This is a genomic window from Niallia sp. Marseille-Q9988 (assembly GCF_976954375.1).
The window spans coordinates 200,961-217,001 of the sequence record NZ_CDRJSZ010000007.1 but is presented as its reverse complement, the minus strand read 5'-3'; the positions used below and the strand labels follow the sequence as shown (position 1 = coordinate 217,001).

The window sequence follows — 16,041 nt, the reverse complement described above, 5'->3', positions numbered from 1 at the left end:
CATTACTCACTTTTATTGAACTTTTCTTTTCACAAGCAACCAGTAAAAAACTTGAAAAATAAAAAGAGCCCCATAAAAGGACTCTTTATTACGATTATAGTTTTGTTACATTTACAGCCTGTGGTCCTCGGCTACCTTCTTCTATATCAAAATTAACTTCTTGACCTTCATCTAAAGTTTTGAACCCTTCTGTTTGGATAGCAGAAAAATGTACAAATACATCCTCTCCACCTTCCACTTCGATAAATCCAAATCCCTTTTCAGAATTAAACCATTTTACTTTACCTGTTGCCATTTCTTATTGCCTCCTAGATTTAAATAACATGGATATTTATGAAATACCCTTCATTTAACTAGTATACCCAATTTTCCATATTTAAAACGCTGAAATTTAAACGTCCATCTATTGTCGGAAAAATAATGTATTCTAGATAAAAGAATAGGATTTATTTGCTTCTGTTACGGCTTCTAGGTCTTCTGCTATCACCTGAAGAGTTTGGGCGTTTTCTATCATATCCGCCACGTTCTCCGCCACGATCATTGCGACGTCTACGGTTACCGCCACCGCCACCAGAACGATTATCTTTCTTTCTTGAACGCAATGGCTCAACAGCTGTTAATTTAACTGGTGTAGCATCTGGTTCTTTTGTAAGTAGCTTCAATGCAGCAGCAAGTAATGTTACTGAATCTGTTTCTTCTAATAAACCTTCTGCAACACGCTTATATTCAGAATACTCATTTTCTTCCACAGTTTTAGTAATTTTATTAATGGTAGCTTGTTGGTTACCAGCTAACACATCTGTAAGGGAAGGGATTGGTTTTTTAGACATTGATTTCTTCGTTACATTTTCAATAATACGTAAATGATCAAGCTCTCTAGGAGTAACAAACGTTATAGCAAGACCTTTTTTACCAGCACGTCCTGTTCTACCAATACGGTGAACATAGCTTTCTGGATCTTGTGGAATATCAAAGTTATAAACATGAGATACACCGCTAATGTCTAATCCTCTTGCTGCAACATCTGTTGCAACCATTATATCAATGCTTTGTTCCTTAAAGCGACGGATCACTTGGTCACGTTTCCCTTGTGGAATATCGCCGTGAATACCTTCTGCAGAATAACCACGTTTGATTAATCCTTCCACTACTTCATCAACACGTCTTTTTGTACGACCAAAAACAATTGCAAGCTCAGGTGATTGAATATCAAGTAAGCTACATAGAACATCAAATTTTTGACGCTCTTGCACTTCCATATAATGTTGTTCGATGTTTGTTACTGTCATTTCTTTTGCTTTCACTCTTACGATTTCAGGCTCTACCATGAATCTTTCTGCAAGGCTTTGAATTCTTTTTGGCATTGTCGCAGAAAACAATAGTGTTTGACGAGAATCTGGAGTTTCACTTAAGATTCTTTCGATATCTTCAATAAATCCCATATTTAACATTTCATCTGCTTCGTCTAGTACAATCATTTTTAAATCTTGTAAACGAATTGTTTTACGCTCTATATGATCAATTAATCGACCAGGTGTAGCTGCAATAATTTCTGGTTTCTTTTTTAATCCGCGAATTTGGCGATTTATATCTTGGCCACCGTAAATTGGTAATGTGCGGATTCCTTTTACAGAACCGATACGATTTAATTCTTCTGCTACTTGGACTGCTAATTCTCTTGTTGGAGCAATAACTAACCCTTGAACTGCCTTGCCAACTTCAATTTTTTCAAGTAAAGGCACACCAAATGCTGTTGTTTTACCTGTACCTGTTTGAGCTTGTCCAATCATATCTTTACCAGATAATGCAATTGGAATAGCCTGTGCCTGAATAGGTGTTGGCTCTTCGAATCCCATGTTTGATAATGCTTTTTCTAAACTGCTGCTTAATTTAAAATCTGAAAAAGTTGTCAATACTTTTTCCTCCTTGTAATTGTACTCCGTTGATTGATATTCCTTAGAATATAGGGCCATAAATGTCGTAGGATAGGATCTTTATCATTTTAAATGAATGGATTCCACTAATTTTAGCGCATGATTACTCTTTAATATAAACCTTAAAACACCGCCCTATTATAAGGGACATTATTGTTTAGAAAATACCAACCTAGAGTGTATTGTTTTATTTTGTTATAAATATATACTCTCCATTTTATTTCACTTTTTTTCATTTTCCAAAACATTAAGGTAAATAGGATCAATTAAAAGCCTTTATACCATACTTTAGTGGGAAATTATGTGGTTTTTTAACGGATGAATATAATGAAGTTGATGGAGATTTTTTATATAAATGCTAAGTTAATGTAATAAGACAGTGAGTAAATCACATTATGCTTTCATTCTAAAATGATTTTTTCAAAGCGTTTATATGAAATAATCTTTGTTATAGAAGTTCTTGTAAACATCATTAAAAAAGGTGATGCATTTTGAAAGGCATCACCTTTTTTTAATTTTTTATTAAGCTTTAGTTACGTTAGAAGCTTGAGGTCCACGGTTACCTTCAACGATTTCGAAAGTTACGTCTTGGCCTTCTTCTAAAGTTTTGAAACCTTCTGTTTGAATAGCAGAGAAGTGAACAAATACGTCTTGCCCTTCAGAAGACTCGATGAAACCAAAACCTTTTTCTGCGTTAAACCATTTTACTTTACCTGTGTTCATTGTAAAACCTCCAAAAATGTGTTACACACTAAGCACCTAATATAACTTTTAGGAATCGATACCTCATTCAACATGAAAAAGCCGTAGCTGGAATGATGTAGAAGAAAATCGCCTACATACATTGCAGCTACGACCACCTTATCCATAAAACATATACCGAACTTAATTGCGTTACACTTATAATATAATCTTATTGGCTTTTTGTCAATAACGTTTTCAAAACTGATTGAGTCAAGTTTTTGTGGGAGTTTTTTTAGCTCCCTTTTTATAAAATAAAACTTTTAATTTTGTATCCGCTTTCTAAATATTTTCTTTCATCAAAATTTCGTTTTTTTCTTTTTTTAAAAACCTTTTAATCCCTGTAAGGCAAAGTGAATGGGTTTTCCAATCGCTTGATTTAAGTATGGCATGTTCTGACGCACGGTTTCTGTTACTAATTTTGTGGGTACTTTTCTTTTCGGTCGATGTTCTTTCTTTGATGTATTTAGGCTTTTTTCTTTTTCCCATTTCCCATATATCGTTTGGATGGATAGGTCATCCTTCAATCCAATCCACAAGCGCGCCATGCTCATGACCCCTTTTTTGCTCCATGCTCTTCCATTTTTTAATCGTTTGGCTAATTGATTCATCATCGCCTCTGCACTTCCCATTGGACGATACGCTGTCGTGTCCACACCTTTTTCCTGTAACCAACTACGGTAATCTTTTATGGTTTCCTGATGATGCGTTAAAAAGGCAAGGAAATGCTCTAGTTTTTCTTCTTCTTCTGGTGTATCCATTGTTCCTACTGCGCTATTCAACTCTAGAAGTAATGTTTCTACCTGGTAGTTTTTTAACGCTCTTTTCATGTAGCGGTATCGAGGATGGCTCTTCATTAGTTGCTTCATTGAACGAGCGACATGAAAACGATCCATGGTGAAAAAGGCGCGTTCCCGAAAATACTCTCGACATGCCGTTATCCAGCCTGCTCCATCGCCATTAATAATAAGCAAGGTTTGGGTAGGATCATACGCATAATGATTCTGTAAGAACGTTTCAAAGGCTTCCCAAAAGGGTTCTTTTCCTTCATAAAGAAAATGCCTTTTATTTCGGAGCCTGACTCGCTTTCCGTTTTCTTTCCATCCCTCGTGTACAGCGGCGAATTTCAACTCCCATCCACGCTTTTTCTTTTCTTGACTCTTCACATATAATCCATCTACTTCTACAAACAATACCTTTTGAAAAGGGCGTTTTTCCTTAGCGGGAAGTACGCTTGTTTGAAGAAGATGTTGCCGTAATGCTTCGTGGCTCATCGCCGAATAGCCTAAAAATTGTTCGAACGTTTCCACCGCCTTTCGATAGGAGGAACCATTCGTCGCTAGTTCTAACCCCCATTCTTCTAGTAGCGGACTAAATCCCTTATTCCCCTGAAACTGTAAATAGTGATCTAATAGACAAATATATTTTTTGGTCACACGATCAAAATAATAATTACGCTTCAGCTCCACAGCTCCAAACGCTGTATCTACTCGTATTTCTCGTTTATCACGTAAAGCAAATCTTCTTTTGTCTCGTTGCTGAGCAATCTCTTGATCCCAATTTTCTAATGTTTGAACAAGAATTTCTTGAAACGTCATTTGTAGTGTTCGAAATAAAGTTTTTTCCAATTCTTTTAATGATGGCATTTTTGTGTTACATTGATTCATGAGAGCCTCTCCTTTTCGTAGTTTTCTAGTCAAATTCTACTTTACAAAAGGAAGCTCTCTTTTTTAATGCTTAATTTTTTCCAGCTACCGCGCTCTCGCTTGGTGGCCTTTTTGTCTAGTTGGGGGACGAGTCCCCCAACTAGACAAAAAGGATATTTATTCTCCCACAAACATTTTACTCATACTTCAAAACTATTCTCGGAAATACAACAGGAAAAGCTTCTTTTTAACGAGATGCTATTTCCGCTGAGTCAACCGTGTGTTTTAAAAGCATGCTTATTGTAACAGGACCAACGCCTCCTGGTACAGGTGTAATCGCAGAAGCCTTCTCTATACAAGCTTCATAATCCACATCACCAATATTGCCTTTATTATAGCCTGCGTCTAAAATAACTGCTCCTGGTTTAATCCAGTCTCCTTGAATAAAGTTTGGTTTTCCTACTGCAGCAATAACTATATCTGCTTGTCTTACATAGCTTTCTACATTTACCGTACGAGAATGGCATGTTGTTACTGTTGCATCTTCATTTAGGAGCAATGCAGATACAGGCTTTCCTAAAATTGGACTACGACCTACGACAACCGCATGTTTCCCACTAACTTCTACTTCGTAATGTTCCATTATTTTCATAATAGCAGCTGGAGTACAAGAAGGATATTTCCCAAAACCAAGGGCCGTTTGTCCATAACCGAAACTTGTAACACCGTCGACATCTTTTTCGATATCAATTGCTTCAAATGCTTGTCGTTCATCTATTTGACTTGGGACAGGATGCTGTAGCAAGATACCATGGACATCTTTATCTTTATTTAATCTGTTAATCGTTTCTAACAATTCTTCTGTTGTTGTTTCTTTTTTCAGGTGGATTTTCCTAGATTCTATCCCAAGTTTAGCACATGCATTACCTTTCATTCTAACATATGTAGCAGATGATGGATCATCTCCAACTAATATTGTTGCTAAGCAAGGAGTTACCCCTTTTTCTTTTAGAGCGCTTATTCTTCCTTTTAAGTCATCCTTTACTGCATTTGCTACTACATTTCCGTCTAAAATCAGTTTTTTCGACATGTATATACCTCCTGGTAAATTATAGAAAGAAGTGCGTTTTGCTGCTCTTCTGCCCAGACGACCGGCTATACATATACACAGCTCCCATATGGTTATTTCCATCTATGTCGTCAGTCACTATGTATTGATAAGTACTTATGTATCATATCATAGCTCTATTTTAAATGAAATAAATTTTCCGATCATTTCTGCTTTTTAAAGCAAATGAAAAAAGGATCTTCTAAACTGATTTTAAAGTCAGTTTTAGAAGATCCTTTGACTACTGTATCCATCATGATGAATACACATTAGCTATGCATATATTTAAGGGAAATACACGAATACTAGTTAATTGGTGTAAATGCCTAAAACAACGAAAGCCCTACCTCTCTTTCATCCTTACGGCTCCTAGGCCGTGCCAGTGTGAATTTAGGGTGAATTGTGCAGAACACAAAAATACATTTCTGAAAAAAATAATGGAAGGATTAATCCGCAATAGGAAGGATTTTAAATGTGTTTTTGAAGATAATTGGAGTGTAATTGTCATGAATGTTCTTATATAGCTGTTCCGTTTACTTATAAATATCTTAGTTACCTTACACATAATTCTACAAAATTCTTTTTAAACCTCAAATACATACAAGAAACATCATATCTTAGAAATGGATATAAGTCAACTTCAACCTTCCCTATTTTTGTAAAATCATTCATTTAATGGTTTTAGAATCTAAGCAAATGAACAAAAAGTATAGCAGGCTAAATACAGTTTACTTTAGGGCAAGCAACGATTCTATTGGTGTTGACTCGCCCTACTTCTTACTACATATTTCCCATTAAATTCCTATAATAAGATTTTAGGCTTTAAAAAAAGAGAACCACTTACGAGTTAATTTTTAATTAAATTTCCTTCAAATGGTACTGTGGCTTTTTGGATTTCTTCTTCTAATTCAGCTGTTAATATGTTTTTCCTTTCGTAGCTCCAATTATAATAATTTGCCATATACTCTATAACGGCTTCCTTTATTTCTTGCACTTTATCTATATCAAATAGTAGCATTCCTGTTCGTCTTAAAAGAATATCTGTAGGTGTCATAGCGAATTCATATTCCATTGCATAGCGTATTCTTGAAAGCACTACTGGCGAAAGCTCTTCATGCTTTCCGATAGATTCTTTTGCCAGCTCATATAGAATTGGCGCATTGCTGCCATATAGCTTTGCGATTTTTTCTGCATCCTCTTTAGAGAGTCCTGCATTAATTCCCTTCTCTACTACCTCTTTGATATATGTCGAAAAACCTTTTGACCCTCCGACTTCACCGCCTGAAATTGGCAATGATTTTGTCATACAGTTTTTAAATGTTTTGCCTGTTTTTTCTTGCAATCTACTTGCTACTAGATTAACAACTGTCTCTGCCATTTTTCGATAACCAGTTAGTTTACCTCCAGCGATTGTAATTAATTTACTTTCCGATTCCCAAATTTCATCCTTTCGCGAAATTTCAGATGGGTCTTTTCCGTCTTCCAAAATTAATGGTCTCACTCCAGCCCAACTAGATTCTACATCTGCTGCAGAAACAGACACAGAAGGGAACATAAATTTTATGGCTCCTAAAATATAATCCCTATCTTCTATAGACATGGATGGATGTATAAGATCATCACTATAAAAGGTATCTGTTGTACCTACATAGGTTTTACCATCTCGTGGAATAGCAAAAACCATTCTACCATCAGAAGTGTCAAAATAAATGGCTTGTTTTAGCGGGAATACAGACTGATCAATAACTAAATGAACTCCTTTTGTAAGCTGAAGCGTTTTTCCTTTCTTGCTTCCATCAATTGTTCTTAACGTATCGACCCATGGTCCTGTTGCATTAACAATGGTATTCGCATAAATTGGATACACAGTACCAGCTATTAAATTTCTAACTTCCACACCTTCCACCATACCATTTTTATCATATAAGAAGTTTTCTACTTTCGTGTAATTAATGGCAGTCGCCCCATTATCTACTGCTTTTTTAAGTACTTCAACCGTTAAACGGCTGTCATCTGTCCGATATTCTACATAGTATCCGCCACCTTTTAGTCCATCTTTTTTTATTAAAGGCTCTTTAGATAATGTTTCATCCTTTGATAACATTTTTCGACGTTCTGATTTTTTTACTCCGGCAAGAAAATCATATACTCTTAAGCCAATATTCGTTGAAAATTTCCCAAAAGTCCCTCCTTGATGCAAGGGGAGAAGCATCCACTCAGGCGTGGTCACATGTGGTCCATTTTCATATACAACCTCTCTTTCTTTCCCTACCTCTGCAACCATTTTCACTTCAAATTGCTTTAAATATCTTAGTCCCCCATGCACTAATTTCGTTGATCTGCTTGAGGTTCCAGCTGAAAAATCCTGCATTTCTACTAGCGCTACTTCCATTCCTCTAGTTGCCGCATCTAAAGCGATCCCCGCACCTGTTATACCTCCACCAATAACTACCATATCAAATTTCTTATTCATTAATTGCTGTTCTATTTTTTCTCTATTACTTGGCTTCTTTTGCAAAGTAATAACCTCCCTTTAAGTGAAAACCATGTTGGTTAAATATTTTCCTGCTGTAACAAATGAGATAATTGAGTCGTAAGTAGTTTTTTAGGAAACAAAAAGAGACCACAAAGCTACATTATCATTATGATGACAATGGCTTGTGGTCTCTCCAATTCTCCAGACAAAAATTATTAACTTGTGTATATTATAACATATTTTTCTTTATATTCATAGTATTTATATTATTTTTATAATGTTTTCTTATTTAAAAGCCATCGTTGCTTTGACTGCTTTCTTCCAGCCAAGATACAATTCTTCTCTTCTATCTTCTTCCATTTTTGGTTCAAAGGAACGATCCAAACTCCATTGTTCTGCAATTTCACTTTGATCTTTCCAGTATCCAACAGCTAATCCAGCAAGATAAGCAGCACCTAATGCAGTTGTTTCATTTACAACTGGTCGTTCTACAGGAACATTCAGTATATCTCCTTGGAATTGCATGAGGAAATTGTTTCGAACTGCTCCCCCGTCTGCACGTAATGTTTTTACTTGAATATTCGAATCTGCTTCCATTGCAGAAAGTACGTCTCTTGTTTGATAGGCAAGTGACTCTAATGTTGCACGAATAAAATGTTCCTTTGTTGTTCCTCTCGTTACGCCGAACATCGCACCCCTTACATCACTATCCCAATACGGTGTACCAAGTCCTACAAATGCTGGTACTAAATACACTCCATCGGTTGAATCCACTCTGCTTGCATATGCTTCACTATCCTTCGCATCTTTTAGCATTCTTAATCCATCTCGTAACCATTGAATGGCAGATCCAGCAACAAAAATGCTCCCTTCTAGCGCATAATGCACTTTTCCATCTATCCCCCATGCAATGGTTGTTAATAGTCCATGATCTGATTTGACTGCCTTTTCTCCTGTATTCATGAGCATAAAACAGCCTGTTCCATACGTATTTTTTGCCATTCCAGCTTCAAAGCACGCCTGCCCAAATAATGCAGCCTGCTGATCTCCAGCAACTCCCGCAATCGGAATTCTGTTACCAAAGAAATGTCCTTCAACTGTATATGCGTATATTTCAGAAGAAGCCTTTACTTCAGGAAGCATCGATTTAGGAACTGTTAAAATATCTAATAATTCCTGATCCCATTTTAAATCATAAATATTAAACATTAATGTACGGGATGCATTTGTATAATCTGTTACATGTGCTTCTCCACCAGACAACTTCCAAATAAGCCATGTATCAATCGTCCCAAATAACAAATCACCATTTTCTGCTTTTTCTCTTGCCCCATCTACATGATCTAAAATCCATTTAACTTTTGTACCTGCAAAATACGCATCAATCAATAATCCTGTTTTATCTCGGAATAATTGATTATACCCCTGTGCTTTTAATTCTTCACAAATGTCATTTGTTTGTCTTGATTGCCAGACGATTGCGTTGTATACAGGAACCCCAGATTTCTTATCCCACACAACCGCTGTTTCACGCTGATTTGTTATCCCGATTCCTTCAATTTGTTCTGGCTTAATATCTGATTCTGATAAAACGGTTGCAATTACAGCCAGAATGGAACCCCAGATTTCATTAGCATTATGTTCCACCCAGCCTGGCTTTGGAAAAATTTGTGTAAATTCTTTTTGCGCAACATGCACAATTTCTCCCTTTTTATTAAAAATAATCGCTCTAGAGCTTGTTGTACCTTGATCTAATGATAAAATATATTTTTCCATGTTCATTCCTCCCCAGTTAGTAAATATTCACGCTACTTTTTTTCTAATACTCTTACTTTCCCCTTTTGTCATAAAAAATGCAAGCATTAAAACAACTGCATTTATGGCTAACACTACCCAGAAACTGGATAAGATAATACCTTTAAAAAGATAAGTATACATAATTGCAGCTAAAGAACCACCGAGAATCGGTCCAACTACAGGTATCCATGCATATCCGAAATTCGATGAGCCTTTACCTGCTATCGGCAGTACAAAATGAGCAATTCTTGGACCAAGGTCACGGGCAGGATTAATGGCATATCCTGTTGTTCCTCCTAATGACATACCAATTACAACAATCAACAAACCTACAGCTATTGGGTTGAGACCTTCTGTAAAACTATTTGCACCAATGAATAACAATCCTAGCACTAACATAAACGTTCCAATCAACTCACTTAATATATTGGAAAAAGTATGTGGAATCGCAGGTCCAGTTGAAAACACTGCTAATTTTGCACCAGGATCCTTTGTTGCTTCCCAATGTGGGAGATAGTGTAAATAAACAATACAGGCTCCTAAAAACGCACCAATCATTTGCGCTAATATGTAAGGCCCTACTTGATTCCATGGAAAGTCCCCAGTTATTGCTAGAGCAATTGTCACTGCAGGATTTAGATGTGCACCACTAATGCTTCCTACAGCAAATACGCCCATTGCTACAGCTAATCCCCATGCAATCGTAACGACAATCCAACCACCGCCATTTGAGTACGCCTTTTTTAAGTTACCACCTGCTACGACCCCGCCACCAAATACAATCAGAATAAGCGTTCCAATAACTTCTCCCATAAACGCAGACATTCGAATCCCCCTTATCCTTTTTTCACTCTGTTTTAATTCGATGCTAAATACATTTTTTACATCTTCGTTAATACTTATCAACCTGTCTTTTCGATTCAAATCACAGAGTGTAATTGGTTAAAAAATGCGCAAAAAAGGAGAGCACAACAGAATATCGCCAATAAATAAATTATGGCTACCTGCGTGCATCTCCTTTTCTCCTACACATTAAATTAACTTGTAAATCTATTGTAAACGCTTACCAGTAGACTGTCAATTATTTTTTGATATTTCCACTATAAAAATAGTAATTATTAATTAAGTGTACATTATCTCTCTTCCCATAATTCACGCTTCGATGTCGTAATACTTGTAGCCCCAGCATCAATTGCTTTTTTAACATCTTCTTTTGTGCGAATCAAACCACCAGCGAGTATCGGTACATTCAAACTATCTTTTAATTCCTTAATCATCCAAGGCATCACGCCTGGAAGAACTTCAATATAATCTGGATATGTTCTTTTCACCAATTTAACACTTTTCGCTATCGCATGGCTATCGAGTAAGAAGACCCTTTGTATAGCAATGACATTTTTCTGTTTTGCTTTTAAAATAACGGATGATTTTGTAGATATTACTCCATATGGCTTAAACTCTTGACAGATAAACTCTGTACCAAAATCATCACTTTTTAATCCTTGAATTAGATCCACATGGTAAATCATTTTCTTATTAGCCTTTTTTGCCAGTTGGCTAATGTGCTTTAATTGAGAAATATGTACTTCTAAGAACACGCCAATTTCATAATCACTTTTTAGAAAAGCTTCAAATTCCTTCATATTTGATGATGCAGGTATGATATGCTGATTCATTTTTATCCCCCATAATTCACTTTATTGCAAAATTACTATACCTTGTATACGCTCTCCTCTTTATTAACAGCTTTCTTTAGTAAAAAATTACCGTTTCAATTCAGTTTGTCAAAAAAATGATTTTAAAAAAGTTAAATAGAATTTTTATGCGTCGCTTTTAGTGTAAGAGGTGAGACTCATTTGGGATTAGCGCGAGCCCTACTGAGGAAGGCAAACCCCAAAAACGGAAAGCAACATTCCAATCCTAAGGACCTAATAAATATCTATAGACAAACCTTATTTCTACAATCCAGGCGTTTGGCTACAGTCTAGATTTAAATTCATATAGCCGAAAAGCTAAAATACAAACGGCTGAATAGGCTATTCCTATTGAATATCCGCCGACAACATCTGTCGGATAATGAACTCCTAAATATATTCTGCTTATACCAATTAGAATGATAAATAGGCAAGCAACCACATATGCAATTATTTTATGTCCAGTCGATTTCACAATATGTATACATAGATATGCACATGAACCAAAGAATATAAGAGAGCCCATTGAATGTCCACTTGGGAAACTATAGCCTTTCTCTATTATAACAGGCAAAATATCTGGACGCTCTCTTTTAAAAAACCATTTAAGCAGTTTATTTAATAGTGCGCCAATACCATTTGTCAAAACAAAAAAGGTGGCTAAAGCATATTTTTTTCTCCATAGCAAAAGAGCTGTAATGAATAGTAAAGCAATTGTGATAAATGATACCGATCCAAAAAATGTCACCCGTTCCACCCATATTGTTAAATCATCGGAAATGAATGACTGGATAAAATCGATGATCATATCGTCAAAAGTAATGATATCCAAACTGGTAACTAGGTTTGCTATTAAATAAAATACCGTACTAAAAGTTACGATTATAGCAATCATCAGGATTATATACTTTAATGTTATATTTCTTTCCAAAATTATCCCTCGCTATTTTTCGGTGCTAGCTTGTCCATACAAGCATAGCACCTATTTAAATTTTAAGCTTCTTTTGCGACTTTCTTTCTCGTTGTCTTCTTCTTCTTTTCTTCTGTTTTCTTAGGCTTTGTATTATCAATAGAAGCTTGAAGAGCCGCCATCAGATCCATGACATTCGATTTCGGTTGCTTTTCTGTACCTGTAACTACTTCTGCTCCAGCTTTTTTTGCTTCAATTAATTGAAGAAGAGCTGTTCTGTACTCATCCGTGTATTTTTCTGGTGTAAACTCTGTTGTTAATTGATCTATTAATAAAATGGCTGTTTCTAATTCTTTTTTCTCTATTTGACTGGCTTCAGGTACATTTGGTACATCTTCTACATTGCGAACTTCATCTGGAAAATGTATCGTCTCCATCACAAGTGTATTTTCATACACTCGAATAATAGCTAATTGCTCCTTAGAGCGAATAATAATCTTAGCAATTCCTACTTTTCCTGTTTCAAGCAAAGCTTGTCTTAATAAAGCATATGCCTTATTTCCGCCCTCACCTGAAGACATATAATAACATTTTTCAAAATAAATCGGATCAATTTCTTCCATTTTCACAAAATCAATAATCTCTACCGCTTTATCCTCGTTCTCTTTGCGTAGATTTTCTAAGTCATCATCATCGAGGACTACATATTTTCCTTTTGCATACTCATACGCCTTCACAATTTCTTCTGGAGCTACTTCTTTTTCACAGGCAGAGCATTTCTTTTCATATTTAATAGGAGCATGACACGCTTTATGAAGTGTTCTTAACTTTATATCTTTATCCTCAATTGCAGAATGCATCTTAATCGGTATACTCACTAGTCCAAAACTTATATTTCCTTTCCACATCGTGTGCATCGTATAATCTCCATTCTCATTTAAATTACTTTCCCAAAAATTTTACTTTTTGATTCTATTAATACATTGTGTTTCCATGTCTTTTTCATACTATTTAATTATTGGTAGTGCACATCATTCATACATACCCATATCAATTGGATATACTACTATTATCGAATGATTATCAGGAGGATTACTTATGCCTAAAGCAGCATTTTTTATACATTATTATCATAAAAAATCAGATACATTTGGTGTGAGCGTTTGTTTAAATAAGGAAATAATAACCGTTGGGAGATTTAAGAAAGGGTTAAAGGAGGATGAGAAAATCGCCTTGTTAGGCATTATAAAGGAACATTACAAAAAAGAAGAGGATGATTTTTATTATATGGATCCAGGAATTTGTGTAGAATTACATTTCTCTTCATTTGTACATGATGAAATAATCAATCCTACTTTCTCAAAATTTTTATATAAACATAATTGGCGCGATTGCAAATTGGAACAACTTATAACAGATCGCACTACTATTACTCACCCTGACAAACCACTTTTTCCCGATACTAATATTACTAAACTTAATTATCTTTTATATTTAAAAGAGGTAAGTCCCTATTTCCTTCCTTTTTTGCATAACCGTTTGCTGACAACCATTCGCTTTCCACATGGTCTATTTGGAGAATCATTCTATCAAAAACAATGCCCAGATTATGCTCCTTCTTTTGTAGAAACATATGTAAAAGAAGATATTGAATATATTTTATGTAATAATCAAGAAACCCTAATGTGGTTAGGAAATCAATTAGCTTTTGAATATCATATCCCATTCGAAACCATCCACTCCAATGGAATGCCTTCTGAAATTGTATTTGATTTAGATCCTCCTTCAAATGATCATTTTCATATGGCCATTGAAGCAGCTAAAGTTCTGCATGAAATTCTGAATAGATTGCAATTACAAGCCTTTTTAAAAATCTCAGGAAACAAAGGCATACAAATTTATTTGCCACTTCCCGAAAAAACTTTTTCATACGATGAAGTGCGGATTTTTACTGAATTTATCGCACATTTTATGATAGAAAAGAATCCAGAACAATTCACCATTGAAAGACTGAAAAAAAACAGAAATAATCGATTATATATTGACTATATCCAGCACAGCGAGGGCAAAACGATAATCGCTCCATACTCTATCCGTGGTAACAGAGGTGGATATGTTGCATGTCCAATTGAATGGAAGGAACTTACAAACACCCTCCATCCAAGTCAGTTTCCGATGAAAACTGTCCTTGAGAGATTAGAAAAAGGAATAAATCCATTTTCTACTTATTTTGAAGCCAAAAAAAGACAGCCGTTCCGTCAAGTGCTGGATATATTAACACAAATTAAAAATAAACAGGGATTCCTGTAAGAGGCTCATTCCATTAGGCACTCTTCTATAGGGACGGTTACAAAGGATTCAATTACTGGATGTCTTAAGGTTCTACCCTCTGTCCACTCTAAAAAGGTGATTTTCACAGTAAGAGCTGGCCTCAGCCAAACACTTCCCTTAACTTCAACTTGGTTAATAAACGGATTCTCTTTGATAATAATTGGTTCAATAGCATTTGTAACAGCAACCCAGTCTTTTGCCGTTAATTTTCCAGAACCAGCACTTCCAATATAAAATAATTGGCCGTCCTTATTAAACTGCCCAAGATGTAGGGAATGGACAGTCTTATTCTTCAACGTAACCCCGCCTACTACTGCGATTAAATCCTGCTCTTTTTTTCTCTTTCTCCATCTTGAATCTTTTCCTTCAAGTAAATATGGACTATCGAGATCTTTACAAACAATTCCTTCGAGCTGATGCTCCATGCATACGTTAAATAAACCTTCTGTATCGGAAAAGCTTTCCACTAGGCGAATCACTTCATTCTCAGTAATTCTTTCTCGTAGTATTTGTTGTCTTTCACGTAGAGGCTTCTCTAATAACCAATGGTCATTAACATAAAGGATATCAAAAATCATATAGGTAATGGGAATTTCCTGCTGCAATTGGCTTACTCTATCCATATTTCGTATTCGATCACGCTTCATTACTTCATAAAAAGACGGCTTGCCATTCTGTAAAGCGATTATTTCTCCGTCCAAAATGCAATTTTCAGCCTGTATAAACGTATTTGGGCGTAAGAGCTCTGGATATTGTTTGGTTCTTTCGTTTTTCTTTCTATTAAACAATTGGGTTTTATCTCCATCATAATAGGTGAGTATCCTTGTTCCATCCCACTTCACTTGGGCAACCCACTGATCACCTTGAGGAATTACATCTGTTAAGATTGGTTCAAATGGCTTTATTGGCTTCATAGTAGATATCCTTTTTATCCTTACCATTTGCAAATAGAAAAATAATATACAGTATTATTCCAACACATCCCATTATCTTTCAGAATTTAACTTAGCAATAAACTGTTTAATACTTTTTTAGACGAAAAGACTTGGGACATAAGCCATGAGGCTGTGTCAAAACTAAATAACTAATCTTTAAAGACGAACAATCTCTAATTTAGCTCTTATATAAGCTACTTTCTCATGATGGTTATCTATGATACAAATGTAGTTAAGTGTAAAAACTAAGTCGTTTTTTAAACTTGTTCTAAACCAATAAACACGAACCTTTGTGTAATTAAATTACATAAAACGTTCGTGTTTATTGTTGATTGAAATGCTTATGTCCCAATCTCTTTATACTTTTAAAATAGCCATTTCAATTACAATTACCTGCAACCTACTCACTCTGATGATATATCGTTTCATCTTAGTAAATATAGCTTACCTTTTCATCCTATCCATTTGG

At 35.5% G+C, this 16,041-nt stretch carries 13 protein-coding genes and 1 riboswitch; of the genes, 1 reads left to right on the top strand and 12 read right to left on the bottom strand.

What is annotated here, in order from left to right:
- Positions 1 to 94: 94 nt before the first annotated feature.
- From ACWNMZ_RS14625 to ku, 11 genes are all read right to left on the bottom strand, one after another.
- Positions 95 to 295 (bottom strand): cold-shock protein, encoded by a 201-nt coding sequence (locus tag ACWNMZ_RS14625; protein ID WP_031535932.1) that lies wholly within the window; start codon positions 293 to 295, stop codon positions 95 to 97.
- A gap of 151 nt (positions 296 to 446) precedes the next feature.
- Positions 447 to 1,913 (bottom strand): DEAD/DEAH box helicase, encoded by a 1,467-nt coding sequence (locus ACWNMZ_RS14620; RefSeq protein ID WP_031535934.1) that lies wholly within the window; start codon positions 1,911 to 1,913, stop codon positions 447 to 449.
- Positions 1,914 to 2,456: 543 nt separating this feature from the next.
- Entirely contained in the window at positions 2,457 to 2,657 is a 201-nt protein-coding gene (locus ACWNMZ_RS14615) for a cold-shock protein (protein ID WP_016203922.1), read from the bottom strand.
- A gap of 341 nt (positions 2,658 to 2,998) precedes the next feature.
- Positions 2,999 to 4,342 (bottom strand): ISLre2 family transposase, encoded by a 1,344-nt coding sequence (locus ACWNMZ_RS14610; protein WP_449598666.1) that lies wholly within the window; start codon positions 4,340 to 4,342, stop codon positions 2,999 to 3,001.
- 226 nt (positions 4,343 to 4,568) lie between these two features.
- Positions 4,569 to 5,411: a bifunctional 5,10-methylenetetrahydrofolate dehydrogenase/5,10-methenyltetrahydrofolate cyclohydrolase gene (locus ACWNMZ_RS14605; protein WP_235252796.1), complete on the bottom strand. Its 843-nt coding sequence runs from the start codon at positions 5,409 to 5,411 to the stop codon at positions 4,569 to 4,571.
- A gap of 44 nt (positions 5,412 to 5,455) precedes the next feature.
- Positions 5,456 to 5,539: riboswitch (ZMP/ZTP riboswitch) on the bottom strand.
- Positions 5,540 to 6,276: 737 nt separating this feature from the next.
- Positions 6,277 to 7,902 (bottom strand): glycerol-3-phosphate dehydrogenase/oxidase, encoded by a 1,626-nt coding sequence (locus ACWNMZ_RS14600; protein WP_235252398.1) that lies wholly within the window; start codon positions 7,900 to 7,902, stop codon positions 6,277 to 6,279.
- Positions 7,903 to 8,190: 288 nt separating this feature from the next.
- The gene (gene glpK, locus ACWNMZ_RS14595; protein ID WP_235252397.1) at positions 8,191 to 9,681 is read right to left on the bottom strand and encodes a glycerol kinase GlpK; all 1,491 of its coding nucleotides are present in this window, start codon (positions 9,679 to 9,681) and stop codon (positions 8,191 to 8,193) included.
- A gap of 27 nt (positions 9,682 to 9,708) precedes the next feature.
- Entirely contained in the window at positions 9,709 to 10,527 is an 819-nt protein-coding gene (locus tag ACWNMZ_RS14590; protein WP_031535942.1) for an MIP/aquaporin family protein, read from the bottom strand.
- Between the two features lie 308 nt (positions 10,528 to 10,835).
- Positions 10,836 to 11,378, bottom strand: coding sequence for a glycerol-3-phosphate responsive antiterminator (locus tag ACWNMZ_RS14585; RefSeq protein WP_031535944.1), 543 nt, complete (start codon positions 11,376 to 11,378; stop codon positions 10,836 to 10,838).
- 301 nt (positions 11,379 to 11,679) lie between these two features.
- Positions 11,680 to 12,327 carry a phosphatase PAP2 family protein gene (locus tag ACWNMZ_RS14580; RefSeq protein ID WP_031535946.1) on the bottom strand — a complete coding sequence of 216 codons (648 nt, stop codon included), beginning with the start codon at positions 12,325 to 12,327 and terminating at the stop codon, positions 11,680 to 11,682.
- A 62-nt stretch (positions 12,328 to 12,389) separates the two neighbouring features.
- Entirely contained in the window at positions 12,390 to 13,223 is an 834-nt protein-coding gene (ku, locus tag ACWNMZ_RS14575) for a non-homologous end joining protein Ku (protein ID WP_031535948.1), read from the bottom strand.
- Positions 13,224 to 13,404: 181 nt separating this feature from the next.
- Here ku and ligD point away from each other — a divergent pair, with 181 nt between their 5' ends.
- Positions 13,405 to 14,616, top strand: coding sequence for a DNA ligase D (gene ligD, locus ACWNMZ_RS14570; protein WP_235252395.1), 1,212 nt, complete (start codon positions 13,405 to 13,407; stop codon positions 14,614 to 14,616).
- Between the two features lie 5 nt (positions 14,617 to 14,621).
- Here ligD and ACWNMZ_RS14565 read toward each other — a convergent pair whose 3' ends face one another.
- On the bottom strand, positions 14,622 to 15,551 hold the full coding sequence (locus ACWNMZ_RS14565) for an ATP-dependent DNA ligase (RefSeq protein WP_031535952.1): 930 nt from the start codon (positions 15,549 to 15,551) through the stop codon (positions 14,622 to 14,624).
- Positions 15,552 to 16,041 lie beyond the last annotated feature (490 nt).